Origin of the sequence: Mycolicibacterium iranicum, assembly GCF_014190915.1 — a bacterium.
Classification (GTDB): domain Bacteria; phylum Actinomycetota; class Actinomycetes; order Mycobacteriales; family Mycobacteriaceae; genus Mycobacterium; species Mycobacterium iranicum_B.
Window position 1 is genome coordinate 291,159 of record NZ_JACHVU010000002.1, and the last position, 23,822, is coordinate 314,980.

Here is a 23,822-nt window from a genome sequence, read left to right on the forward strand (position 1 = left end):
CTTCTAAATCTTATGTTACGTTGCGAAAGGAGAAGCGCAAAGCGCTGACCTGCACACGAAGGAGTCAGTCATGGCATCGATTGCCGGGTTCCGCCCCTGGGCACGTTGGACACTGGCCGGTCTCATCCCGAAGAGGCGCGCAGCCGCCGCTGTCGCCGTCGAGGTGGACGTTCCGCTACCCGCACTGCGGACACGACGCTCCTACGCCCCGCCCCGCGACGCGTTCCTGGAGACGTCTGCGATGAGACGCGAGATGTACCGGCTCTGAGGCGGTGCCCGGCTTCTAGGGGTGATTTTCCTGGTCAAGCCCACGCGGTAGCCGTTCTCCTGCCGCTCGGCGCCCAGGTGGGCATCAAAACCACGCATTCGGCCATCCGCGAGAATGCTCCCGTGTCGCGTCGTCGTGGTAAGAATGCTGCACCCCAGCAGCACGCGATGGCGTCGTCCTGCACCGGAACGTCCAAACCAGGCAACCGGTCGTCAGGCGACTGACATGCGTCCGGGCAGCCCCGGCAAACATGACGTAGCTTCAATCGACTATCCGATTGGCCGCAGCCGAGGAGAACACCGGTGAATGCGACACCATTCGGGCACTATCAGCTCCAGAAGCTGATCGGCCAAGGTGGAATGGGTGAGGTCTACCAGGCCTACGACACCAAGACCGATCGCGTCGTCGCACTCAAGGTGCTGCCGCATCACATGGCGCAGGACGAGATCTTCCAGGCCCGGTTCCGTCGCGAATCGCAGGCGGCCGCGGGCATCAACGACCCCCACGTCGTCCCGATCCACGGATACGGGGAGATCGACGGCCGCCTCTACCTCGACATGCGCCTCATCGAGGGCCGCAATCTCGGCACCATGCTGCAGGAGACCGAGAAGCCGCTCGGCGCGGCGTTCGCCGTCACCGTGGTCGAGCAGGTGGCCAATGGGCTCGACGCGGCGCACAAGCTCGACCTGATCCACCGCGACATCAAGCCGTCGAACATCCTCGTCACCGGGCGCGACTTCGTGTATCTGATCGATTTCGGGCTGGCGCGCAGCGCGGGGGAGAAGGGCCTGACCACAGCGGGCAGCACGCTGGGCACGCTGGCCTACATGGCGCCCGAGCGTTTCGAGGGCGGCGAGGTGGACGCGTGCTCAGACATCTACGCGCTGACGTGTGTGCTCTACGAATGCCTTACCGGCGCAAGGCCTTATCCCGCCGACAGCCTTGAGCAGCAGATCGCCGGGCACATGGTCTCACCGATACCCCGGCCCTCCGACGTCGATCCGCGGCTGGCCGCCTTCGACGAGGTGATCGCCAAGGGCATGGCCAAGAAACCGGCCAAGCGCTACCAGTCGGCCGGTGAGCTCGCCGAGGCGGCCAAGCGCGCGCTGAACTCACCGGTGCGCAGGCCCGGCACCGCCTCCCGGCATGCGGCCGGGCGCCGGGAACGCCGGCGCCCGCGCAAGGCGCTGCTGGCCGCCGGGGTCGCCGCAGTCGTGATCGCGGCAGCCGGCGTCGGACTCTGGACGTGGGCCCCGTGGGCCGACGACGGTGAGGACGCCGCGCTGCCGGCGGGCGCCGTCCCCGAGATCGCGGCGACGGTTCCGGCGGACATCCGTGAGACGGGCCGCCTGGTGATCGGCGTCAACGTGCCGTATGCGCCGATGGAGTTCAAGAACACCGACGGTCAGCTGGTCGGCTTCGACGTGGAGTTGATGAACGCGGTGTCCCGGGTGCTGGGTCTGGTCCCGGACTATCGGGATACCGCGTTCGACACGATCCTGCCCGCCGTCGTGGACGGCAGCTTCGACCTCGGGATGTCCTCGGTCACCGACACCAGGGAACGCGAGGAACTCGTCGACTTCGTCACCTACTTCCAGGCCGGAACGCAGTGGGCTCGCAGGCCAGGGACCTCGCTGGGCCCGGCCGCGGCCTGCGGTCTCAAGATCGGCGTCGCCGAGGGCACCCTGCAGCAGACCGAGGAGCTGCCGGCTAAGAGCGACCAGTGCGTGGCGGCCGGAATGCCCCCCGTCGAGATGGTGGTCTTCAAGAGTCAGGACGAGGTCACCGCAGCGTTGACCCGGGGTGAGGTGGAGGCCATGTCGGCGGACTCGCCGGTCACCGGTTTCGCGATCAAGCTCAGCCGCGGTGAGCTCGTGCCCGCCGGTGATGTGTTCGATTCCGCACCCTACGGCTGGCCGGTCGCGAAGGAGTCGGGGCTGTCCGAGCCGCTGCGCCGTGCGCTCGAGCATCTGATGGAAAGCGGCGAGTACCGCGCCATCGCCACGATGTGGGGCGTTGAACGCGGGATGATCGACAAACCAACGGTCAACGCCGCCACCCGCTGATTCGTCACACCGCTGTGTAAAGCGGCCTCTGGGGGGTATTTCGGCAACTCCACGCCAATCCCAGAAGGAGCGAAATGTCCCAGGACGACAAGGCTGCCGAGACGCGCAAGAGTGTGCTCGACTCAGTCAAGGGCAAAGCCAAGGAGCTGGCGGGCGCGGTCACAGGCAACGACTCGTTGACCGCCGAGGGCCAGCTCGACCAGGCCGAGGCCAAGGAACGCCGCGCTGCCAGCACCGCCGAGGCCGAGGCCGACGCCGAAGCCGCCGAGGCCCGGCAACGCGCCCGTGAGGCCGAGCTCGAAGGGGCCCAGGAGAGGGCCGAGGCCGAGGTCCGTGCGGCCGGTGCCGAGAGCGAGGTGCGCGCCGACCAGGCCGCGCAGCGTCAGATGGCCGAGGAGGCCGGGCGCCGCGACGCCGCGCGCGCGCAGACCCAGTTCGAGGCCGAGGTCGCCCAGGAGGCGGCCCGCGCCGACGCCGAGAAGCGCGATCAGATCGCCGACGCCGTCGAGGAGTACGACGAGGCCGTCGACGACTACCGCCAGACCACCAACGAAGCCGAGCAGGACCGCGCCCAGGCCGAGCGTCTGAGGCGCCGCGCTGAAGGCAACGAGACCCCCTGACCAGCCCACCCCAACCCCTGAAGGAGAGACCGATGGCAATCACCGATCTTCCGTTCGCACTTCTGCGAATCCAGTACCGCATCGCCCGCACGCCGCTGCAGCTCTTGGAGCACAGTGTCATTGCGCGCATGAACACCGAGGCGCCCGCGCGGTTGCTGTTCCAGCGCGCGTTCGGCTCGCTCGACGCGACGGCGGGCAACCTGCTGCGTGACGGCAATCTCGAAGAGTCGGGCATTGCGCGGATCGCGCAGGCCGCCGCGCTCGGCGAGGCGATGCGCCTCGACGAGGAGGCCGAGCAGAAGCAGCAGCAGGCTTCCGACGAGCTCCAGCAGAAGCGGGAGCAGGCCGCCTCGGCCCCGCAGCAGGCGCGCCAGGAGGCCACCGAGCGTGTGAAGAACGCCCGCGAGACCGCCGATCAGCGCAAAGCCGAGGCCGCGCAGAACGCCGCACAGCGCACTGCGCAGACCAAGCAGCGCATCGACGAGTCGGCCAATCAGAAGGTGCAGGCTGCGGAGAAGGCCAAGCAGAGCGCTCAGAACCGCAGCAAGGCCGCTCAGAACGCCGAAGAGGCTGTCGCCGAGGCGCAACTCGACGACGCGGCCGACAAGCGCAAGGCAGCGACCGGGGCCCGGGCGCACGCCGAACGGCTGGACGACTTCAGCGACGCCGAGAAGCAGAAGCGCCAAGCCGCGCGGAACAGCGACTCGTGACCGCTCTTCCCCCGGATCCCGACCCGATGGACACCCCCGGCGTGGAACGCGCCGGGGGTGTTCTTCCCGGGGACACGCCTCCAGATTCGGCCCAGACCAAGGCCACAGCCAACAAGGATCCCGCAGCCGGTCGCAATCTGACGCCCCGAGCCGTCGTGACTTTCATCGTGGTGGCGCTCTTCGTCGCATTGTTCGCCGCGACGGCCGTGTACCTCGTGGTGCGGATGTTCAGCTAGGAGCAGGTCAACCGGACGTTTCTCAGTGGGACGCCGCGGTGCGGTAGTCCAGACATACCGTTGTCCCGTCGAGCCGGCCGTTGATCGTGCAATGGTCGGCCATGGCGTGCATCAACACCACGCCGCGACCGCGACGATCGTTCTTGCGATGGGGACCGGGCTGACGCCAGGTGCCGTGGTCGGTGACGCAGACGCTCAGGCAACCGTCGGACGGTTCGAAGTCCGCCTGGACGGCCATGGTGCCGACCGCGTGGTGGTCGGAGTAGGCGTGGTCGACACAGTTGGCCAGCGCTTCGTTCACCGCCAGCAGGATCTCGTTGGTCTGCAGGGCAGGGACTCCGCGCTCGCGCAGCCAGGTGCCGAATTGATCACGAAGATGCGCGGCACTAGCGGCGGTCGCCACCCCCCTCACTGTCAACTGCTCTGAGGTGGGTGACACCACCGCTGTAGTACTCATGCCTGTTGCTTACCCACGTGTGCGCGCAAATAGACCCGTCATATCGAAGATGTGACCGGGTTGCGATGCGCGGATTCCAGTGCGGTGCCTTCGATGTCAAGATCGGGCACATACTTGTCGAACCACTTCGACCGTGCCCACATCTTGTCGCCGAGCATGGCCATGACGGCGGGGATGAGCGTGAGCCGCACGACGAACGCGTCGAGGAACACACCGACGGCCAGCGTCAGGCCGACCGATTTGATGATCGGGTCGCCCGCGGCGAGGAAGGCGATGAAGACGCCGAACATGATCAGGGCTGCCGCGGTGACCACGCGGGCCGACAGCCCGACACCGTTGCGCACCGATTCCAGCGCGTCGGTGGTATGGCTCAGCTCCTCCTTGATACGCGAGACCACGAACACCTCGTAATCGCTGGAGAGGCCGAAGATGATGGCCAGCGCGATGATCGGCAGGAAGCTGATCGTCTCGCCCGGGGTGACACCGAGAAGGCTTGCTCCCCAGCCCCATTGGAAGATAGCGACCTGCACACCCATCGCGGCGAAGACCGACAGCAGGAAGCCGACGATCGAGGTGATCGGGACGAGCGCCGCGCGGAACGCGATGGTCAGCAGGATGAAGGCCAGACCCACGACCACGATCAGGAAGATCGGCAGCGCGGTGGCGAGCTTGTCTGAGGTGTCGATGTTGGACGCGGTGTTGCCGCCGACGAGGAACGTCGCCCCGGTGTCGGCCTGGATCGCGTCGCGGTCGGCGCGGATGCGTTCGACCAGATCGGCGGTCGCCGTGTCGTTGGGCCCGGTTTCGGGGATGACCTGGATGACGGCGGTGCGCTGGTCACCGCCCGCGGGTGCGGCGGCGACGACGCCCTGCTCGCGAGCGATGTTCGACGCGATGGTCTGCGCCGCGTTCGGGTCGGTGGCCCTGGTCAGGTCCGCCACGATGAGGAGTGGGCCGTTGAAGCCGGCGCCGAGATGTTCGGCGGTCAAGTCGTAGGCCTGGCGGGAGGTGTTGGACTCGGGCTGCGAGGAACCGCTGGGCAGGCCGAGGTTCATTCCGAGCGCGGGCAACCCGATGACGATCAGGGCGGCCGAACCGCCGACGAGCAGGGGCTTGCGGAACCGGACGACGAAGCGGGCCCACGCGGCGCCCATGGTGCGCTGCGGGGTGTAGGCGGCCACCTGCGCGACCTCCTTCGGCCGGCCGGGCTGCAGGGGCGGTTCGATGAACTTCGCGACCTTGCCGCCGGCGAACCCGAACAGCGCGGGCAGCAAGGTCAGTGCGATCAACATCGCGATCAGCACGGACACCGCCGCGGCGACACCCATGTAGGTCAGGAACGGGATGCCGACGACGGCCAGGCCGCACAGCGCGATGATCACCGTCAGTGCCGCGAAAACCACGGCGCCACCGGCTGTTCCGACGGCGAGGCCGGCCGCCTCCTGACGCGGCATCAACAGCAGCAGGTTGTTGCGGTACCGGTTGAGGATGAACAGCGCGTAGTCGATGCCGCAGGACAGTCCGAGCATGAGCGCCAGGGACAGCGATGCGGTGGGCATGTCGACGAAGGCGGCGACGACGAAGATGCCGAGCGCCCCGATACCGACGCCGATGGCCGCGGTCAGAATCGGCAGGCCGGCCGCTACGACCGCGCCGAAGGTGATGAGCAGGATCAGGAACGCCACGCCGATGCCGATGATCTCGGGCAGGTGCGGGACCGCGACCTTGTAGCCGGGGAAGACGGCGCCGGCGTACTCGACCTGGACGCCGGCGGCCTGTGCGGGTTTCATGACGTTCTCGAGCTCGGTGAGGGCCGCGTCGCTGACCTCACCGATCGGCGCGGTCCACTGCACCGTGCCCAGCGCGATCCGTCCGTCCGGCGCGATCTGTCTGGTCTGGTCGGGGCCGGCGGCCACGGCGACGTCGGGGAGTGCGTTCAGCTTCGCGACGGCCTCGTCGATCGGTGCGGCGAAGCGGGGATCTGTGATCGCGAGGTTCTCCGGCGCAGCGAAGGTGATCTGGGTCTGTGCCCCGCTGAAGTCGGGCAGATTCTGCTGCAACTGCTCGACGGCGCGCTGGGACTCCGTGCCCGGGATCGTGAAGTTGTCACTGGGTTCTCCGCGGAACCCGACGAAGGCGACGGCCACCGCGGCGAGGACAGCGAGCCAGGCGCCGAGAACCAACCAGCGCCGCCGGAAGCTGGCAGCGCCGAGAGTGAACAGAAATCGCGACATGTGCACTTCTATGCCCGCTGGCCTCCGGAATACTCCGGAAGACCGCTGTGATCTGCATGACCGCTCGTAGGCTGGGCGGATGACGACCACGTCGTTGCCGCCGGGCCCGCGCCTGCCGAGGGCCGTGCAGGCCGGGCTGATGCTGCGATGCGGTCCGCATTTCATCGGCGCGTGCCGACGCCGGTACGGGTCCACGTTCACGCTGCGCGTCGCCGGGATGGGCACCGTCGTCTACGTGACCGACCCGGCCGACATCAAGACGGTGTTCGCCGGCGATCCCGCGGTCTTCCATGCCGGCGAGGCCAATTCGATGCTGAAGGGGCTCCTCGGCGACACCTCGGTGCTCGTCGTCGACGACGACGTGCACCGTGACCTCCGCCGGCTCATGCTGGCTCCGTTCTCCCGCGAGGCCGTCGCCGGTCAGGCTGCGGTGATGGCGCAGATCGCCGCGGACAACGTCGCCGGCTGGCCCGTCGGAGAGACATTCGCCTGCGCGCCGAAGATGGCCGAGATCACGCTGGAGATCATCCTGCGCACCGTGATCGGCACCAGCGATCCCGACCGGTTGGCCGCTCTGCGTGAGGTGATGCCCCGTGTCCTCAGCGTCGGGATGTGGGAGACGCTGGGACTGGCCTACCAGGAGCTGCTGCGCCGCGGTCCGTGGCGTGGCGTGCGCGACGTCCTCGCGGAGGCCGACGAGCTGCTGTACGCCGAGATCGCCGACCGCCGCGTCGACCCCGACCTGGCGGTACGCACGGATGCGCTGTCCATGCTGGTACGCGCCGGTGGGATGACAGACCGGGAGCTGCGCGATCAGCTCATGACCCTGTTGGTCGCCGGCCACGACACCACCGCGACAGGGTTGTCGTGGGCGCTCGAGCGCCTCACCCGTCACCCGGCGTTGCTGGCCAGAGCGGTGCGCGCCGCCCGTGACGGCGACGACGAGTATCTGGACGCGGTGGCCAAGGAGACGCTGCGCATCAGGCCGGTGGTCTTCGACGTCGGCCGGGTCCTCACGACGCCGGTGGAGCTGGCCGGGTACCGCCTGCCCGCGGGGGTCGTGGTGATTCCCGGCATGGTCCTGGTGCACGCCGACTCGCAGATCTATCCGCATGCCGACCGTTTCGATCCCGACCGCATGCTCGGTGCGACGCTGAGCCCGTCGTCGTACCTGCCGTTCGGCGGCGGCAACCGGCGCTGCCTCGGCGCGACGTTCGCCGGTGTGGAGTTCCGCGTCGTGCTCCGCGAGATCCTGCGGCGCGTGGACTTGCAGACGACGTCGGCGCGCGGCGAGCGCAGACGACTCAAGCACGTCATCTTCGTTCCGCACCGGGGTGCGCGGATCACGGTGCGGGCCCGGAATGCGGTCGCGGATTCCGTCGGGCAGACCGCAGTGTCGTGCCCGGTCAGTGGTTCAACCACCCGGTGACCGCGCGCGGATCCGTGGCGAATACGCGAATCGACCACTGATTCCGTCTGACCGCCTGTGCGCTATCTGACTCATCAGTAAGAAATGCCGAAAGGTCTTCCGCCGCGCCGTTTAGGCAGGGTAAGTATTTAGCTCATGGGTGCGGGGTTGTACGTCGGTCGGGTCGGTGGTTTGGCAGTTGCGCTGGGAATCGGCGCGGCGGTGTTCACGGGGGCGGGCGTCGCCTACGCCGACGACTCCGACGCCAAGGACGCAGCGCCGTCCTCGGAATCCGCCGAGGTGGCCAAGGCCGAGACGGCCGACGCCCCGTCCGCCGAGCCGGATACCGACGCTGCCGAGGAACCGGTTGCGCAGGAGCCTGCTGACGAGGACCCGGCCACCGAAGAGCCCGCGGCCGAAGAGCCTGCGGCCGAGGACGTTGCCGCTGACGAGCCCGCGGACGAACCTGCGGACGTGGCCGTCGACAAGGACCGCGCCGCCGGGGAATCCGAGGAACCCGCCGAGCCGGTCACCGAGGACGAGGCCACGGACGAGCAGGCCGAAGAGCTGCCGTTGGCGGACGAACCGACGTCTGTGGTCGAGGTGCCGACCGAAGGGGCAGTGGCTGAGGGCGCGGCGGCCGAGGAGACGGGGGCCGAGGAGACGGCGGCCCCGGCACATCCGGACGCCGTGGAGGAAGAGCCGGCCGCGCACGACGAGGTGCAACCGGCCGAGACGGTCACCACCGAGCTGTCCGACCCGAGCCTCGACCAGCCGGTGGACGGGTCCGACGGTCCGGTGCTTCCGACGCTGGCCACGCTGTTCTCGTCGATCCTGTCGGCCGGGCGCGAGGCGACCAACGAGTCTCCGACGTCGGTCGGCGACCAGGTGACCACCAGCCTTGCGGAGCCCACCGCGACGCAGTACCCGATCCCGGTCGGTGTCACGGTGGAGGAGTGGACACCTCCGCTGGAGTGGCTGCAGGAGATCCCGATCCTGGGTCCGCTGCTGATCACGCCCCTGGTCGGATTCGCCCACGTGATCCCTTTCCTGGGCGACGTCATCCATCCGGTGATCGGCTTCCCGATCGACCACTCGGCCCCCGAGGGCACACCGCGGGCGCGCAGCTTCCGCGTGACGTCGTTCGACGGAACCCGCATCTTCGTGAATTTCATGCCGGCCAAGGGACTCAAGGCGGGGGAGAAGGCGCCGACCATCCTCAACGGGCCCGGACTCGGCCTGCCCGGCTCGACGACCCTGGAACTGGACGTGGACAGCTTCCTGCCCAACGATGTCGTCGGCATCGGCACGTTGCGCAGCAACGGCTACAACGTCGTCACCTGGGACCCGCGCGGCGAATGGCGCTCGGAGGGCGTCATGCACCTGAACTCGCCGGACCTCGAAGGCCGGGACATGTCGCACATCATCAGCTACCTGGCGACACTGCCCGAGGTGCAGTTGGACGCCCTCAACGATCCCAGGATCGGGATGACCGGCGCCTCCTACGGCGGCGGAATCCAATTGGCTACGGCCGCAATCGATCACCGTGTGGACGCGCTCGTCCCGACGATCGCGTGGAACAACCTGGTCGACGTCCTGTTCCCGCGCGACGCGGTGAACAGTGCCTGGGGCACGCTGCTGCCTGCGGTGCTGGCACTGACCTTCGCCCGTGAGCACCCGCGGATCTTCCCGGTGGCGATCCAGGGTGTGCTGTTCGGCATCGCCGACCCGGACGACATTGCGCTGGTGAACAGGCTGAGCTTTGGTGACCAGATTAAGGACATCACCGCGCCCACCCTGCTGATCCAGGGCACGGTCGACACCCTGTTCACGCTCGACCAGGCACACCGCAACGCGCTGGATCTGATCGAGGCGGGCACCACGACGAAGGTGATCTGGTACTGCGGCGGCCACGGCACGTGCCTGAGTGACTACAACGACGGCGAGTTCGTCGTCTCGCGCACCCTCAACTGGCTGGACCGCTACGTCAAGGGCAACGAAAGCGTCGACACCGGAGCGCAATTCGAGTGGGTCGACCAGAACGGCGAGTGGCACAGCGACGAGCAGTACCCGGCGACCGCGTCGACGCCGATCGTGGCCACCCGCGAGGAGGACAGCCGGGTCATGCCGATCATCCCGGCGCTGTTCGGATCCGGACCCAATCCGCTGATCATCACGCGCGGCCTCATCGCCGCCCTGCTGGGTCTGCCGTCGGCGGCTGCGGCGTACAACTCGGTGAACCTGCAGATCCCCGAGGTGACCGAACTGACGCACATCGTCGGGGCCCCGGAGGTCACGATGACCTACACGGGCGACGGGTCGGCCAAGCATGTCTACGCCCAAATCGTGGACGACGAAACAGGTTTGGTGCTCGGCAACCATGCCACGCCCATCCCGGTCACCCTGGACGGCGAATCGCACACTGCGACGTTCTCGCTGGAGCAGGTGGCGCACACGCTCAAGCCGGGGCAGTCGGTGACGGTCCAGATCGTGACGTCGACGGCGAAGTACCTCAACTTCTACTCGTGGGGTGCGATCAAGGTCGAGGAACTCACCATCGAGCTGCCGACCCGGGCCGACGCGGTGGCATCGCAGGAGCCGGTCGTCGCGGCCTGATCGACCCCGCGGTGTACTGTCAGAGGTAGGCCGTTCACGTCCGCAGTCCCTTTTTTCTCGGACTCCCCGCGTGATGTCTCTCAGCCCGCGACGCGAAGCACTTCGCTCGGACCGCTGTACGGGATTGCTCCGTACCTCTCAAGGACACCGATTTATGGAATCGACTGACCTGTTCTCCCACACTCAGGCACCGCAGACCGCACACCACGGCAACAGCAGCAACGAGCCGGTGCAGGCGCCCGTCTTCTCGGACGCGCCGCACGGCAAGACACCTCCCCGCGATTCGCCGGCGATGTGAACGGCATGGGGGCCTCGCGCCGCGCGTCGAGCCCCATCAGGCTGACGCTCGCCGAAGAGCTCGGTGGAGCCATCGACGGCGCATGGTGGCCCCACACCTCACTGATCGCCGCGGAACTGCCCGATCTCGTCGGAGCGCTGCACAAGCCGCTCGGTGAGATCGTCGACATTCGCATCAACTGGAAAGCGACCGACGGCCAGCTCGTCCTCGAGGGCATTTCCGGCTCCGGCTCGAAGAGTGCCGACGTCGGTTTCCGGCGCCCCCGCCTCATGGTGGTGGCCGGCGCCCATGCCTGCGCCAAGCTGCTCGTCGTGCCCTGTATGACGTCGCAGGCGCTCGGCGCCATCGTGGTCCGCGCCGCGGCGGGCCTGCCGACCTGGGGCGGCAACGGCGATCACCAGCTGTACGAGACGGCGCAGACGGTGCTGGGCATCGCGAAGGCCGAAAGCGCGAAGTGGTGCGACACCGCCGTGAGCTAGCACGAAATCTGCTGCACACGAACGTATTCGAGAAACAATGCAGGTGTATGGCCGACTTCGTGATACCGTTACTTCGAATGTCTGTCGGCATTCGTTGAAAATGAGAGAAGTTGGCAAGTATGGCACAGGGAACTGTGAAGTGGTTCAACGGCGATAAAGGCTTCGGCTTCATCGCCCCCGATGGCGGCTCGGATGACGTGTTCGTTCATTACTCGGAGATCAGCGGGAACGGTTACCGGTCCCTCGAGGAAAATCAGCGCGTGGAGTTCGAGGTAGAGCAGGGCAACAAGGGCCCTCAGGCCGTTCGGGTGTCGGCGATCTAGCAAGAATTCAGACGATTCGTGGGCTGGCGGAGATTCTCCGACCAGCCCACGTCTCGTTTGGAGGTCTGAATCCGCTGTCCGGCAGCGTTTTTGGACAAGAGGTCTCACAACAAGGTCTCACCCGGCGCGAATGCGCCCTGGCTCAATGCTGTTGGTCGTAACCGGCTTTCGTTGCGGCGGCCTTGGCGCTCTTGTCCGCCCGCTTCTCTTTGACGGATTTCGCGGACTTCTTCGACATGCTCTGTCGCGGAGATTTGTCTGACAACGTCGGCCCCTTGCATATGGGGGCCTGGACGGTCCCGATACCGCGACTGTACGCGTGAAACGCCTTGGCGGGCGGTTCTGCCGGAATTCGTCGCTAACCACTGACGGGCCCAGGGGTGTAACCTGGAGGCATTGGGAGCCCAGGCCAGTCCGGGATGTCAGCGGCTTCTGCTGATCTCGCCGAGCAACCGCTCACGCCGCACGCGCCGGAACCAATCGTCCGTCTGGATCGTCTTGAACGCAGTACCCACCTTCGAGTCCATGCTGGCACCCTCGGCACGGCAAATGTATTCGGGCACCATCCGATTCGGTGTGCTGAGCACCTATGCGCCGACGCTGTGCGGCCTCGCCAGGTTCAGTGCCGGCCTGTCGGGAGCATTGAGCACCGCCGGCCACGACGTCGGAGTCGTCCGGATCTCGGACGGGCTGTCGTCGGCGAACGACCGCGTCGTCGGTGAACTTCTCGACGGTTCGGAATCGTCGGTGGCCGCCTGCGCCGCACAGCTCAACGAGTGCGATGTCGCAGTGATCCAGCACCACGACAACATCTACGGCGGGGTGCACGGCGACGGCCTGCTCGAGGTCATCGCAGCGCTGCGGGTCCCGTCGGTGGTCATCGTGCATTCTGTCCCGAAAAGCCCTGCGCCGCATCAGCGATGGGTCCTTGAGCAGATCGCGTCGGCCGTCGACCGGGTGGTCGTGCTCTCGCAGGTGGCGCGGGAGCGACTTTCCGCGGACTACGCAGTCGAGCGCCGCAAGGTGGTCGCGATACCGCATGCCGGAACCGCGCCGACGCGGCCTCGGGCCAAACGTGCCAGCCGGCCGACCATTCTGACGTGGGGTCTGCTCGGTGCGGGCAAGGGCATCGAACGCGTCATCGACGTGATGGACTCGCTGCGCGACGTGCCGGGGAGGCCGCGGTACCTGGTAGTGGGACGCACCCATCCGAAGGACCTCGACCGGGATGGCGAGGCCTACCGCGAGTCGCTGGTCGAGCGAGTACGTCTCAAGGGGCTGCAGGACTCGGTGGTCTTCGACCCGCGCTACTACGACGACGTATCGCTGACCGAGCTCATTCAGTCGTCGTCCGCCGTGGTCCTGCCCTATGACTCCACGGATCAGGTCACCTCCGGGGTCCTGGTGGATGCGCTCGTTCGGGGGAGGCCGGTCGTGGCCACCGCGTTCCCGCACGCCGAGGAACTCCTCTCCGGTGGCGCCGGCACTGTCGTCAGTCACGACGACCCCGATATGCTGGCCGCGGCGCTGCGCCGCGTGCTGACCCAGCCGAGGCTGGCCGGGGCGATGGCCGCCGAAGCCCGCCGCATCGCACCGGCGATGGCGTGGCCGGTGGCCGCGAACGCCTACATCGCGCTCGCGCGACAGGTGCTGGCGGACCGTAAGGTGATGGGCTGACGAACTAGCAGGACACGAACCACCAGGACACGAACTAGCAGGACACGAACGACCAGGACGCTATTTACCAGGACACTGTTGCATCGACGCACCGACGCTGCCTGACACGAGCGCTGAGACGACACGACGGGACTCTGCCTTGGCCATTGCCGACATTGCCGCCTACGCACACCTGAGCGACGAGGACATCGCTGCGCTCGGACGTGAGCTCGACGCGATCCGTGACGACGTCGAGCGATCTCTCGGGGAGCGCGACGCGGCCTACATCAGGCGGACCATCCGGTTCCAGCGCACCCTCGAAGTGGTCTCTCGCGTGCTGATCATGGTCAGCCCGTCGCGCGCGGGCAGGGTGGCGGGGACCGCGGCTCTCGCCGTCGCGAAGTCCGTCGAGAACATGGAGCTCGGTCACAACATCGGCCACGGCCAGTGGGACTGGATGAACGATCCCGAGATCCACTCCACGACGTGGGAGTGGGACATGATGGCGGTGTCGTCGCACTGGCGGTATTCGCACAACTACCGCCACCATGTGATGACCAACATCGTCGGTGTCGACGACGATCTGGGCTTCGGCGTCATCCGCATGACCCGCGACGAGCCCTGGCAGCGGGTGCATCTGCTGCAGCCCCTGCGAAATATGTTGTTGGCGGCGGTGTTCGAGCTGGGGATCGCCCTGCACGGCATCCATTCCGAACGGGACCGGCTCGTCCCGGACACCGAGAAGCTGGCCGAGGAGCGAACAGCGCTGTCGCGCAAGATCACTCGGCAGGCGGTGAAGGACTACGTGCTGTATCCGGCGTTGAGCCTGCGCCGGTGGCGCAAGACGCTGATCGCCAACGCGGCGGCGAACCTGCTGCGCAACCTCTGGGCCTACGTCGTCATCTTCTGCGGCCACTTTCCCGATGGTGCCGAGAAATTCACCCCGGACGTGCTGGCCGCCGAGACGCGGGGCGAATGGTACCTGCGGCAGATCCTCGGGAGCGCGAACTTCCGGGCGGGCAGAGTGCTGGCGTTCGCCAGCGGCAACCTCTGCTACCAGATCGAGCACCATCTGTTCCCGGACCTGCCGAGCAACCGCTACCGGCAGATCGCCGGCAGGGTGCGGGAGGTCTGCGACAAGTACGGTCTGCCCTACACCACCGGTTCGCTGCCGCGCCAGTACCTGCTGACGCTGCGTACCATCCACAAGCTCGCCCTCCCCGACCGCTTCCTCACGGCGACCTCCGACGACGCGCCGGAAACCGCATCGGAGAAGAAGTTCCGCACCCGGGAACCCGCTTTGCAGGCAGCTCAGGGCTAGAAGGCGGTCAGCGCTGCTGCGCCGAAAGGCCTCAGTCCACCAGGGACAAGGCGTGTGCGCGACGCAGTTTCCCGGAGGGTGTCTTGGGGATTGTGCCCGGCTGCAGAACCACGACGTTGCGGGGTCGCACGTCCACTTCGGTGAAGACCTCGTGGGCGACCTGACGTTCCACCCGGCGGACCTCGTCCTGGTCGTGGAAGTCCTTGCATTCGACGGCGACGGCGAAGGCTTCGCGGGTGCGGCCCGCATCCAGTCGCACCGCCACCGCGCATCCGGGTCGAACGCCGGTGACGCGCCCTGCGGCGCGCTCGATGTCGGTCGGGTAGATGTTGCGGCCGGCCATGATGATGACGTCCTTGAGGCGTCCGCAGACGACCACGTCGCCGCTCTCGGTCAGATAGCCGATGTCGCCGGTGTCGTACCAGCCGCGGTCATCCTGGGCGGGGAGGAAACCGGCGACGGTGATGTAGCCCTTGGTCACGGGTTCGCCGCGGACCTCGATGACACCGACCCCCCGCGGGGGCAGTTCGGCGCCGTCTTCGTCGACCACCCGCAGTTCCAGTCCGTCCAGCGGCGGGCCCAGCGTGACGAGTCGGCGGGTGTTTCCGCGCGTGGCAGGTATTGCCCGGCGCAGGACGGCGAGGAGGTCGGCGTCCACCTCGTCGACGACCATGCCTCCGCCGCACTCGGAGAACGACACCGCGACCGTCGTCTCGGCCATGCCGTAGGCGGGGATGACCGCTTCGGGTCTGAGGCCGAAGGGGGCGCCCGCGTCGCAGAGATCTTCGACGTCGGCCGGATCGACCTGCTCGGCTCCCGACAACGCCCAGCGCAGCGAGGACAGGTCGAAATCCCCGGGTGAGGCCTGCCGCCGCAACCGGCGGGCGAGCAGGTTGTACGCGAAGTTGGGTGCAGCCGTCATCGTGCCCCGGTACTTGTCGATCAGCCTGGGCCACAGCAGGATGTCGCCCAGAAAATCCATCGGGGTGACCTTGACCAGCTCAGCACCGAAATACATCGGCACAGTCAGGTAACCGGTCATGCCCATGTCGTGGAAGCACGGCAGCCAGCTGACGATCACGTCGGTGTCGACGTCGAAGTGGCAGCCTGCAGTCATCGCCTCGGCGTTGGCGACGATGTTGGCGTGGGTGATCTGAACCGCCTTGGGAGAGCCGGTCGAGCCACTGGTCAACTGCATGAGAGCGACGTCGTCCTCGCCGGTGTCGACAGGATCGATGGGATCGCCGGTGAGGAGCTCGGCGAACGTCAGAACGGTTATCCCCATCTCGGACAGCACCGGCGCGGCAGCCATGAACGGGTCGGAGATGACCACGGCCGTGGCGTCGATCATGTCGATGACGGCGGTGGTTTCGGCGGCCCACCGGACCAGGTCGGTTCGCGGAGTGGGCTGGTGCAGCATGGTCACACTCGCGCCGCGCATCCAGACGCCCTGGGCGGCCGGGGCGATCTCGACGGGGGCGCCGGCGAGCATCGCGACGGCGTCGCCAGGGCCGACGCCCGCCGCCGCCAGGCCGCCCGCCACCCGGCGGGCGCGCTCGTGGACGTCTCGCCAGGAATGGCGCACCGGTGCGTGAGGCTCACCGGTGTTGAAGCCCTTGCTGCTCAGGTGGGCATTGGCGTACATGGTTTCGGTGAAGCGGCTCAAGGACAGCCCCTTAAGGCAGTGGTGCGCAGGCACGGATGGTCTGAGAAAGTGGCCCGCACCTGCAGTGCGGTGCCGTCGGAGCGATGCGAGAGTCGCCGAGGTTCGGCTGCGGTCGCAGGATTACGTGGACTCCTCGGGTCCACCCCAGATGGGCTTCGGTCCGGGCGCAGCGAGGGATGCGCGCTGTCAGACAACTCGACTGTACGGGGTGTGGCATCGGTCACCGCGCACCCGCGCCCGTTTGCAGGGGATCGGAATGTCGGGACACGCGGGCTCCCCATTCGTGGTCGCACGGCGTCAAGGCGATTGACGTCGAGCTTCTCGGCGTCAATCACACTCACCACCGTGAGGTTTGCCAGAGGGCTTGGTATCAACCTGTCGCCACCGTAGTGCGGCCACCGGCCGTCACCGTGGATTGGCGCGGTTCGTGTCGACAGCGGTCGTCCTGCCGCGTGTACGCTGGAGTCATCCCGTCCGACGCCATGCGAGATGACATCCGCCCCCGTCGACCGGATCCCACACATTTCGGTTTCAGGGTCAATACCCGCGCCCTCGGCTGGATCGACTCTGAGGACCACACCATGGCTGTTGCCGACATCGCCCGCTATACCCATCTGAGCCCCGAGGACATCGAAAGCCTCGGTCGTGAGCTCGACACGATCCGTACCGACATCGAAGAATCGCTCGGTACCCGCGACGCGCAATACATCCGGCGCACCATCCTGTTTCAACGCACGCTGGACCTCGCGGCGCGCCTGATGATCGCCACCACCCGCTCGAGGGCGGCGTGGCTGCTGGGCACAACGGCGCTGGGCTTCGCCAAGAGCGTGGAGAACATGGAGATCGGTCACAACGTGTCCCACGGGCAATGGGACTGGATGAACGACCCGGAGATCCACTCGAGTACGTGGGAATGGGACATGGTCGCCGTGTCCTCACAATGGAAGTCGTCGCACAACTACCGACACCACGTGTTCACCAATGTGATCGGCGAGGACGACGATCTCGGCTTCGGCACGATGCGCGTCACGCCGGATCAGCCGTGGCGCCCACGTCATCTGCTCCAGCCGTTACAGAATGTGTTCTTGGCGCTGACCTTCGAATGGGGTATCGGCCTGCACGGTATGGAGCTGAGCAGCCCGCGTGCCGAGAGGATCGCCCAGCTGAAGCTCGTGGGGGGCAAGATCGCCCGCCAGGGGTTCAAGGACTACGCGTTCTGGCCCGCGCTGAGCTTGAGGCGGTGGCGCAGGACGCTGCAGGCCAACGCGGTGGCCAACCTGCTGCGCAACCTGTGGGCGTACGTCGTGATCTTCTGCGGTCACTTTCCCGACGCCACACAGAAATTCGATCCCGAGGTGTTGAAGAGCGAAACCCGGGCGGAGTGGTACCTGCGGCAGATGCTCGGCACCGCCAACTTCAAGGCGGGCCGTTTCCTCGGGTTCGCCAGCGGAAACCTGTGCTATCAGATCGAGCACCACCTGTTCCCGGACCTGCCGAGCAACAGGCTGGCCGAGATCTCCCGGCGGGTGCGCCCGCTGTGCGAGAAGTACGGGCTGCCGTATCTGACGGGCTCCCTGGCCCGCCAGTACGGCTCGACGTCGCGGGTCATCCACCGCCTCGCCCTGCCGAACCGGCCGGCGGCCGCACGTCCGAACGCGGCCTGATCGACCGGGGCCGCGCGAGGGCGGCGCTCAGCGAACGACCCAGCTCCACACCGACATGTCGCCGCGCGGGTAGTTCATGCAGACGTCGGTCGCGTGGGCGACGACCCCTTTGTTGTTGAAGAACAGCTTCGCCCAGTTGCCCCACCGGGTCGCGACCTGCTCGTAGTACACGTTGGTCGCGGTGTTCTCCGAGTACTGGCGACGTCCGACGGAATCGAGCGAGAAGAACCAGTGGATGCGGTCGAAGGCGGCCTGCTGCACGTCGAGGGGCCGGTTGCTGCGGTCGATCATGTACCGCTCGAAATAGACCGGGCTCGTGTCGCGTGCTGCTGCCATGTACTGCTCGACATCACAGGTGGTGTGGATGATGCGGCGCGGGATCGGATAGTCCTCCGTGGAGTCGGCGAAGGCCCGCGGTGATCCCAGCATCGCCGCCGCGGTGGCCGCGATGACGCTCGTCAGCAGTGCCCGCGTCGTCCATCGGAGGTTGCGCGCGCTCACGACGGCAGCACCCCGAGGCGGTCCGGGCAGTACATCCGCAGCGCGGTGCCCAGGAACTGCCACGCCTGCTCGGTGGTGGTCGGCTTCGCGAGGTTCGCGGTCAGGAAGGCCACCGATTCGGATGCCTCGGCGTCCACGCCGGTCGCCAGCCGCTTGCAGGTGATCTTCGCCAGCCACGCGTGGTAGTCCTTCTGGCCGTAGATCCCGACCGTCTGCAGGGTGGAGTTGAAGTCGGTGTCCAGGTCGGCCGACGCGGTGGGCGCCAGGGCGAGGGGTACGACCAGTGCGGTCAGCCCGGCGACTATCCGTAGTCTCACGCGCTCACCTCCTGGGCGGCCCGCGGCCACGGCTGGGGCTTCGGCCGTGGACGCACGTGCGTCGGCCACCAGAACCACCGGCCCATCAGCGCGGCGATCGACGGGGTCATCAGCGACCGCACGATCAGGGTGTCGAAGAGCAGGCCGAGACCGATGGTCGTCCCCACCTGCCCGATGGTGATCATGTCGCTGACGATCATGCCGATCATCGTGAACGCGAACACGAAACCCGCTGCGGTGACCACGGATCCGGTGCCGGCCATCGACCGGATGATCCCGGTGTTGATCCCGGCGTGGACTTCCTCCTTCATGCGGGACACCAGCAGCAGGTTGTAGTCCGCGCCGACGGCGAGCAGCACGATGACCGACATCGGCAGCACCATCCAGCTCAGCGGAATGCCGATGATGTGCTGCCACACCAGAACCGACAGTCCGAACGAGGTGCCCAGACTCAGCACGACGGTGCCGACGATGACGGCTGCCGCGGCGACGGCCCGGGTCAGGATCACCATGATCAGGAAGATCAGGATCAGTGAGGCCACGGCGGCGATGAGCAGGTCGTAGTCGGCGCCCTGCTGCATGTCCTTGTACATCGCCGCGCTGCCGCCGACGTAGATCGTCGAGCCCTCCAGCGGGGTGCCCTTGATGGCGTCCGCGGCGGCGGTGCGCATCGGCTCGATGCGCTCGGTGCCGTCCTCGGTCAACGGGTCACCCTGGTGGAAGACGGTGAACCGCACTGCCTTTCCGTCGGGCGACATCATGAGCTTCATGCCGCGCTGGAAGTCGGCGGTCTCGAAGGCCTCCGGCGGCAGGTAGAAGGTGTCGTCGTTGCGGGCGGCGTCGTACGCCTCGCCCATCGCCGTGTTGTCCTCCTGCATGGCGATGTTCTGATCCTGCTGCATCTTCTGTGCCTGGTACTGGTTCAGCATGATCTGCTTCTGGTTCTTCATCGTCTGGATCATCGCCGGCATGAGTGCTGCCATCTGCGGCGTCAGCTGAGCCATCCGCTCGATGTCGGGGACCAGTTCGGTGAAGTCGTCGGACATCGTGCTGATGCCGTCGAGGCTGTCGAAGATCGACCGCAGCGCCCAGCACATCGGGATGTTGAAGCAGTGCGGTTCCCAGTAGAAGTAGTTCCGAATGGGGCGGAACTGGTCGTCGAAATCGGCGAGGTGGTCCCGCACTTCGACGAGATTGGCGGAGGTGTCCTGCATCTTGTCGGCCATCCGGCGGGTGACGTCGGCCAGCTCGAGGGTGATGCTCTGCATCTTCTCCATCGAGTCGATGGTCACCTGCATTTCGTTGGCCTGCTGCAGGGTGTTGTCCAGCACCGTCTGCTGGAAATCGTTGTTCATCAGCTGACCCGTGCCGCTCTGGCTCACCGTGTACGCCAGCGACGCATGCTTGATGGGCTTTCCATCGGGCCGGGTGATCGTGGTGACGGAGGCGATGCCATGCACGCGGACAAGCGCTTTGGCGATCTTCTCGATCACCAGGAAGTCGGCGGGGTTGCGCATGTCGTGATCGGATTCGACCATCAGCAGGTCGGGGTTCATCTTGGCGTCGGAGAAGTGGCGGTCGGCTGCGGCGTAGCCCACGTTCGCGGGGACGTCGTCGGGCAGATAGATCCGGTCGTTGTACGTGGTGTGGTAGCCGGGCAGCGCCAGCAGACCCACCATGCACAGCACGGTCGCCATGATCAGGATTGCGCCGGGCCAGCGGACGGTGGCCGAGCCGAGCCGGCGCCAGCCGCGGGCACGCCCATTGCCTTTGGGCTCCAAAATCTTTCCGAACCGGCTGACGATGGAGATCAGGGCCGGGCCCAGCGTGAGCGCAGCCGCCACCACGATCGTCATACCGACCGCCAGCGGGATCCCCATGCTCTGGAAGTAGGGCAGCCGGGTGAAGTGCAGGCACAGCGTCGCACCGGCGATCGTCATGCCCGAGGCGAGCACCACGTGGGCGGTGCCGTGGAACATGTCGTAGTACGCCGACTCCCGGTCCATGCCCGACCGCCGGGCTTCCTGGTAGCGGCCGATGAGGAAGATCGCGTAGTCGGTGGCCGCCGCAATGGCCAGCGTCACCACCATGCTGGTCGCGAAGGTCGTGAGGCCAAAGACCTCGTAGAACCCGAGGAAGGACACGATGCCGCGCGCCGAGAGCAACCCGATGAACACCATCGACATCACCACGAGCATCGTGGTGAACGACCGGTAGACGATCAGCAGCATCACGATGATGATCGCGATCGTCACGCCCTCAATGGTTTTCATGCTGGCGTCGCCGACGATGTTCTGGTCGGTGGTCAGCGCCGCGGGTCCGGTGACGTAGGCCTTGACCCCAGGCGGCGCCTGATTGCCGTCGACGATGTCGCGGACGGCCTGCACCGACTCGTTGGCCAGCGCCTCGCCCTGATCGCCGGCGATGTAGACCTGCACGTAGGCGGCCTTGCCGTCGATGCTCTGGGCGCCGGCTGCGGTCAGCGTGTCGCCCCAGAAGTCCTGGACGTGCTGCACATGGGTGACGTCGCGGTTGAGCTCGCGCACGATGGTGTCGTAGTAGGTGTGGGCGTCGGGGCCGAGCGGATCGTCGCCCTCGACGACGATCATCACCGAGCTGCTGGTGTCGTATTCCTCGAACTTCTCGCCGACGTGCTTGGTCGCGATGAGCGACGGGGCGTCGTTGGGGCTCATCGAGACCGCGCGCAGCTTGCCGACCTCTTCGAGCTGCGGGACCACGGTGTTGAGCAGGGCCACGATCGCCACCCAGATCAGCACGATCGGCACGGCGAACATCCGGAGGAAGCGGGGGAGCTTGGGGCGCCTGGGGGCCGCGTGCCGCGCCGGCGGCATCGGATTCGTCGGCGCGTCGGTGAACGTGGTCATGCGGCCTTCACCAGGCAGTAGGTGGCGGCGTTCATACCCTGCGCCGTCCTTTCGTCTTTGACCTCGTCATCGACGGTGACGCGGCAGCTGAGGGATTGGCCGTCACCCTGGGCCATGATGTTCGGCATCACGGACGGCAGCGTGGTCTCCAGGGTCAGTGACCAGGGCAGACTCACCTCGCCGGTGCGTTGCGGCTTGCCGTCGAGGTCGGCGTAGTTGATGGTCGCGGTCGAGCCGGTGCCGAAGACCTCATAGGTGACGACCTTGGGGTTGAAGTTCTCGGCGGTGTCGGCGTCGATGGGCGTCACGATGGCTTTCTCCGAGCCGAACACCGAGCGCAGGTTCGCGACCGTCAGGCCGCCGATGGCGATCGCGGCGACGACGAGGACGGGGAGCCAGACCTTCTTGACGACGGTGATCACCGGGGGCGCCGATCGTGACCGACATTGCCCTGCAACGGTTTCACCGCCGGACATGCGCACGCGACAAAGACAGGCATGGTCGTGCCTTTCGGAGAGGGACGCCGCGAGCCACCGGTCGGCGTGTGATCTTGTAGGAATCTAAGCCCGCAAGTGGATAGAGTCAATCCGGTTATTGCGTTTTGGTAAGGCACGTCACTAAATTGAGTCTGTGGTTGACATACCCTGCCGCGGCCTGCGCAAGGACGCCGAACGCAATCGGCAGCGCGTGCTCCTCGCCGCGCGTGAGCTGTTCGCGGTCAAGGGCATGGAGGCTACGCTCAACGATGTGGCCCGCAATGCCGGCGTCGGGGTGGGGACGGTCTACCGCCGGTTCGCCACCAAGGAGGAGCTGGTCGAGGCGATCTTCGAAAGCGGCATCGACGAAGTGGTGTGCCTGGCGGAAACAGCTCTGCGGCAGGAGAACTCGTGGGACGGGTTCGTGTGGTTCATCGAGCGGCACTGTGAGCTGGCGGCCACCGATCGTGGACTGCGCGAGATGGTCTACAGCAAGGCCTACGGCGGCAACCGAGTCGAGTGTGCCCGCGAGCGTCTCACCCCGCTGGTCTCGGAGCTGGTGGCCCGGGCCCGCCGCGACGGGTATCTGCGGCCGGACGTCGAAGCCACCGATGCGCCGGTCATCGGGCTGCTCGCCGGCACCGTCGGGGAATGGGCCGGGCGGGTCGATCCGGAGCTGTGGCGACGCTATGTCGGGCTGCTGCTGGAGGGCATGCGCCGCCGCGAGCATCTGCGACCGCTGCCCGTCGGCGCCCTCGACGAGGACCAGATGCACTCGGCGATGCACGGATGGGACCCGGCGGGCTGACCCGCTGAGTGCCGAGGCGCCGATCCGTAGACTCGGCGTCATGAGTGCTGGGGATCCGCAGGCGACGAGCCTGCGCAAGGATGCCGAGCGCAACCGGCGCCGCATCATCGAAGCTGCCCGTGAGCTGTGCGCCACGCGCGGGCTGGAGGCCACCCTCAACGAGGTGGCTCACCACGCCAACCTCGGCGTCGGCACGGTGTACCGGCGGTTCGCTACCAAGGAGGCGCTGTTCGAGGCCATCTTCCAGGACGGTATCGACCAGCTCATCGCGCTCGCCGACACCGCGCTGGAGGCGCAGGACTCCTGGGAGGGGTTCGCCTGGTTCGTCTGGAGCCTGACCGAGCTCACCGCCACGGATCGTGGATTGCGGGAGGTCGTGTTCAGCAAGGCCTACTGCGGTGGCCGGGTGGACGCCGGGCGCACCGAACTGGAACCGCGGATCTCGAAGCTGGTGAACCGGGCCAAGCGCGACGGCTATCTCCGGCCCGAGGTGTCGTCGACGGACATGCCGCTGCTGGGCCTGATGGCCGGCGAGGTCAGCGAGTACGCCGGTGAGGTTTCGGCAGACCTGTGGCGTCGCTATGTCGCAATACTGTTGCAGGGCATGCGGTGTCAGCCAGGGCTGGACCGCCTACCGGTTGCCGCCCTGAGCGAGGACGGGCTGCAGGCGGCGATGAATCAGTGGCAACCGGGCGGGGAGTCGTCCTAGCGGTCGGTCGACGGCGTTCTGCCGTTGGGACACCGAGAAATTCGGCTCGGCGATGCGCGGGCGCTTCATGCCGTAGTGTCAGTGTCATCGGCGGAATCGTGTAC

General features: G+C 67.0%; 22 protein-coding genes. 15 read left to right on the forward strand and 7 right to left on the reverse strand.

The annotated features are described in order from the left end of the window. Positions 1–70: 70 nt before the first annotated feature. From FHR72_RS05295 to FHR72_RS05315, 5 genes are all read left to right on the forward strand, one after another. Entirely contained in the window at positions 71–268 is a 198-nt protein-coding gene (locus tag FHR72_RS05295; protein ID WP_183466888.1) for a hypothetical protein, read from the forward strand. Positions 269–570: 302 nt separating this feature from the next. Further along, positions 571–2,334, forward strand: a complete 1,764-nt coding sequence (gene stpK7 / locus FHR72_RS05300) for a serine/threonine protein kinase StpK7 (RefSeq protein ID WP_183466889.1) — start codon at positions 571–573, stop codon at positions 2,332–2,334. Positions 2,335–2,408: 74 nt separating this feature from the next. Continuing rightward, positions 2,409–2,954, forward strand: coding sequence for a CsbD family protein (locus tag FHR72_RS05305; RefSeq protein ID WP_183466890.1), 546 nt, complete (start codon positions 2,409–2,411; stop codon positions 2,952–2,954). Positions 2,955–2,986: 32 nt separating this feature from the next. Then, positions 2,987–3,664, forward strand: coding sequence for an IF2 family translation initiation factor (locus tag FHR72_RS05310; protein WP_183466891.1), 678 nt, complete (start codon positions 2,987–2,989; stop codon positions 3,662–3,664). Continuing rightward, the gene (locus FHR72_RS05315) at positions 3,661–3,900 is read left to right on the forward strand and encodes a DUF6480 family protein (protein WP_183466892.1); all 240 of its coding nucleotides are present in this window, start codon (positions 3,661–3,663) and stop codon (positions 3,898–3,900) included. The genes FHR72_RS05310 and FHR72_RS05315 overlap by 4 nt, the downstream gene beginning before the upstream one ends. A 22-nt stretch (positions 3,901–3,922) precedes the next feature. On the opposite strand, the gene FHR72_RS05320 is transcribed toward FHR72_RS05315, so the two are convergent. Further along, positions 3,923–4,303, reverse strand: coding sequence for an ATP-binding protein (locus FHR72_RS05320; RefSeq protein ID WP_311736059.1), 381 nt, complete (start codon positions 4,301–4,303; stop codon positions 3,923–3,925). A gap of 92 nt (positions 4,304–4,395) precedes the next feature. Then, a complete protein-coding gene (locus tag FHR72_RS05325; RefSeq protein ID WP_183466894.1) occupies positions 4,396–6,591 on the reverse strand; it encodes an MMPL family transporter in 2,196 nt (731 codons plus the stop codon). A gap of 79 nt (positions 6,592–6,670) precedes the next feature. On the opposite strand from FHR72_RS05325, the gene FHR72_RS05330 reads away from it, so the two are divergent. From FHR72_RS05330 to FHR72_RS05360, 7 genes are all read left to right on the forward strand, one after another. Beyond that, a complete protein-coding gene (locus FHR72_RS05330) occupies positions 6,671–8,020 on the forward strand; it encodes a cytochrome P450 (RefSeq protein ID WP_183466895.1) in 1,350 nt (449 codons plus the stop codon). Positions 8,021–8,155: 135 nt separating this feature from the next. Continuing rightward, entirely contained in the window at positions 8,156–10,615 is a 2,460-nt protein-coding gene (locus FHR72_RS05335) for a S15 peptidase family protein (RefSeq protein WP_183466896.1), read from the forward strand. A 154-nt stretch (positions 10,616–10,769) separates the two neighbouring features. Beyond that, the gene (locus FHR72_RS05340; RefSeq protein WP_183466897.1) at positions 10,770–10,913 is read left to right on the forward strand and encodes a hypothetical protein; all 144 of its coding nucleotides are present in this window, start codon (positions 10,770–10,772) and stop codon (positions 10,911–10,913) included. Between the two features lie 5 nt (positions 10,914–10,918). After that, on the forward strand, positions 10,919–11,392 hold the full coding sequence (locus FHR72_RS05345) for a DUF5994 family protein (RefSeq protein ID WP_183466898.1): 474 nt from the start codon (positions 10,919–10,921) through the stop codon (positions 11,390–11,392). Between the two features lie 119 nt (positions 11,393–11,511). Next, positions 11,512–11,715, forward strand: coding sequence for a cold-shock protein (locus tag FHR72_RS05350; RefSeq protein ID WP_183466899.1), 204 nt, complete (start codon positions 11,512–11,514; stop codon positions 11,713–11,715). A gap of 525 nt (positions 11,716–12,240) precedes the next feature. Next, the gene (locus tag FHR72_RS05355; RefSeq protein WP_183466900.1) at positions 12,241–13,392 is read left to right on the forward strand and encodes a glycosyltransferase; all 1,152 of its coding nucleotides are present in this window, start codon (positions 12,241–12,243) and stop codon (positions 13,390–13,392) included. Positions 13,393–13,531: 139 nt separating this feature from the next. Next, positions 13,532–14,692 carry a fatty acid desaturase family protein gene (locus FHR72_RS05360; RefSeq protein WP_183466901.1) on the forward strand — a complete coding sequence of 387 codons (1,161 nt, stop codon included), beginning with the start codon at positions 13,532–13,534 and terminating at the stop codon, positions 14,690–14,692. A gap of 31 nt (positions 14,693–14,723) precedes the next feature. On the opposite strand, the gene FHR72_RS05365 is transcribed toward FHR72_RS05360, so the two are convergent. After that, positions 14,724–16,358 (reverse strand): fatty acyl-AMP ligase, encoded by a 1,635-nt coding sequence (locus FHR72_RS05365; protein WP_183466902.1) that lies wholly within the window; start codon positions 16,356–16,358, stop codon positions 14,724–14,726. 581 nt (positions 16,359–16,939) lie between these two features. Between FHR72_RS05365 and FHR72_RS05370 the strand changes: the two genes are divergently transcribed. Further along, positions 16,940–18,022, forward strand: coding sequence for a fatty acid desaturase family protein (locus tag FHR72_RS05370; protein ID WP_183466903.1), 1,083 nt, complete (start codon positions 16,940–16,942; stop codon positions 18,020–18,022). A gap of 27 nt (positions 18,023–18,049) precedes the next feature. Here the strand turns inward: FHR72_RS05370 and FHR72_RS05375 are convergent, their stop codons facing one another. The 4 genes from FHR72_RS05375 to FHR72_RS05390 form a co-directional block, all read right to left on the reverse strand. After that, positions 18,050–18,451 carry a DUF5078 domain-containing protein gene (locus FHR72_RS05375; RefSeq protein WP_260155876.1) on the reverse strand — a complete coding sequence of 134 codons (402 nt, stop codon included), beginning with the start codon at positions 18,449–18,451 and terminating at the stop codon, positions 18,050–18,052. A 68-nt stretch (positions 18,452–18,519) separates the two neighbouring features. Further along, complete coding sequence (locus FHR72_RS05380; RefSeq protein WP_311736060.1) at positions 18,520–18,840, reverse strand: DUF732 domain-containing protein; 321 nt, start codon at positions 18,838–18,840, stop codon at positions 18,520–18,522. Then, positions 18,837–21,725: an MMPL/RND family transporter gene (locus tag FHR72_RS05385; protein ID WP_183466905.1), complete on the reverse strand. Its 2,889-nt coding sequence runs from the start codon at positions 21,723–21,725 to the stop codon at positions 18,837–18,839. Before FHR72_RS05385 ends, FHR72_RS05380 begins: the two co-directional genes overlap by 4 nt. Further along, complete coding sequence (locus FHR72_RS05390; RefSeq protein ID WP_183466906.1) at positions 21,722–22,147, reverse strand: MmpS family transport accessory protein; 426 nt, start codon at positions 22,145–22,147, stop codon at positions 21,722–21,724. Before FHR72_RS05390 ends, FHR72_RS05385 begins: the two co-directional genes overlap by 4 nt. A gap of 208 nt (positions 22,148–22,355) precedes the next feature. On the opposite strand from FHR72_RS05390, the gene FHR72_RS05395 reads away from it, so the two are divergent. Both FHR72_RS05395 and FHR72_RS05400 read left to right on the forward strand, forming a co-directional pair. Beyond that, positions 22,356–23,009 (forward strand): TetR/AcrR family transcriptional regulator, encoded by a 654-nt coding sequence (locus FHR72_RS05395; protein WP_183466907.1) that lies wholly within the window; start codon positions 22,356–22,358, stop codon positions 23,007–23,009. Between the two features lie 40 nt (positions 23,010–23,049). Continuing rightward, a complete protein-coding gene (locus tag FHR72_RS05400; protein ID WP_183466908.1) occupies positions 23,050–23,718 on the forward strand; it encodes a TetR/AcrR family transcriptional regulator in 669 nt (222 codons plus the stop codon). The last annotated feature ends 104 nt before the right edge of the window (positions 23,719–23,822 follow it).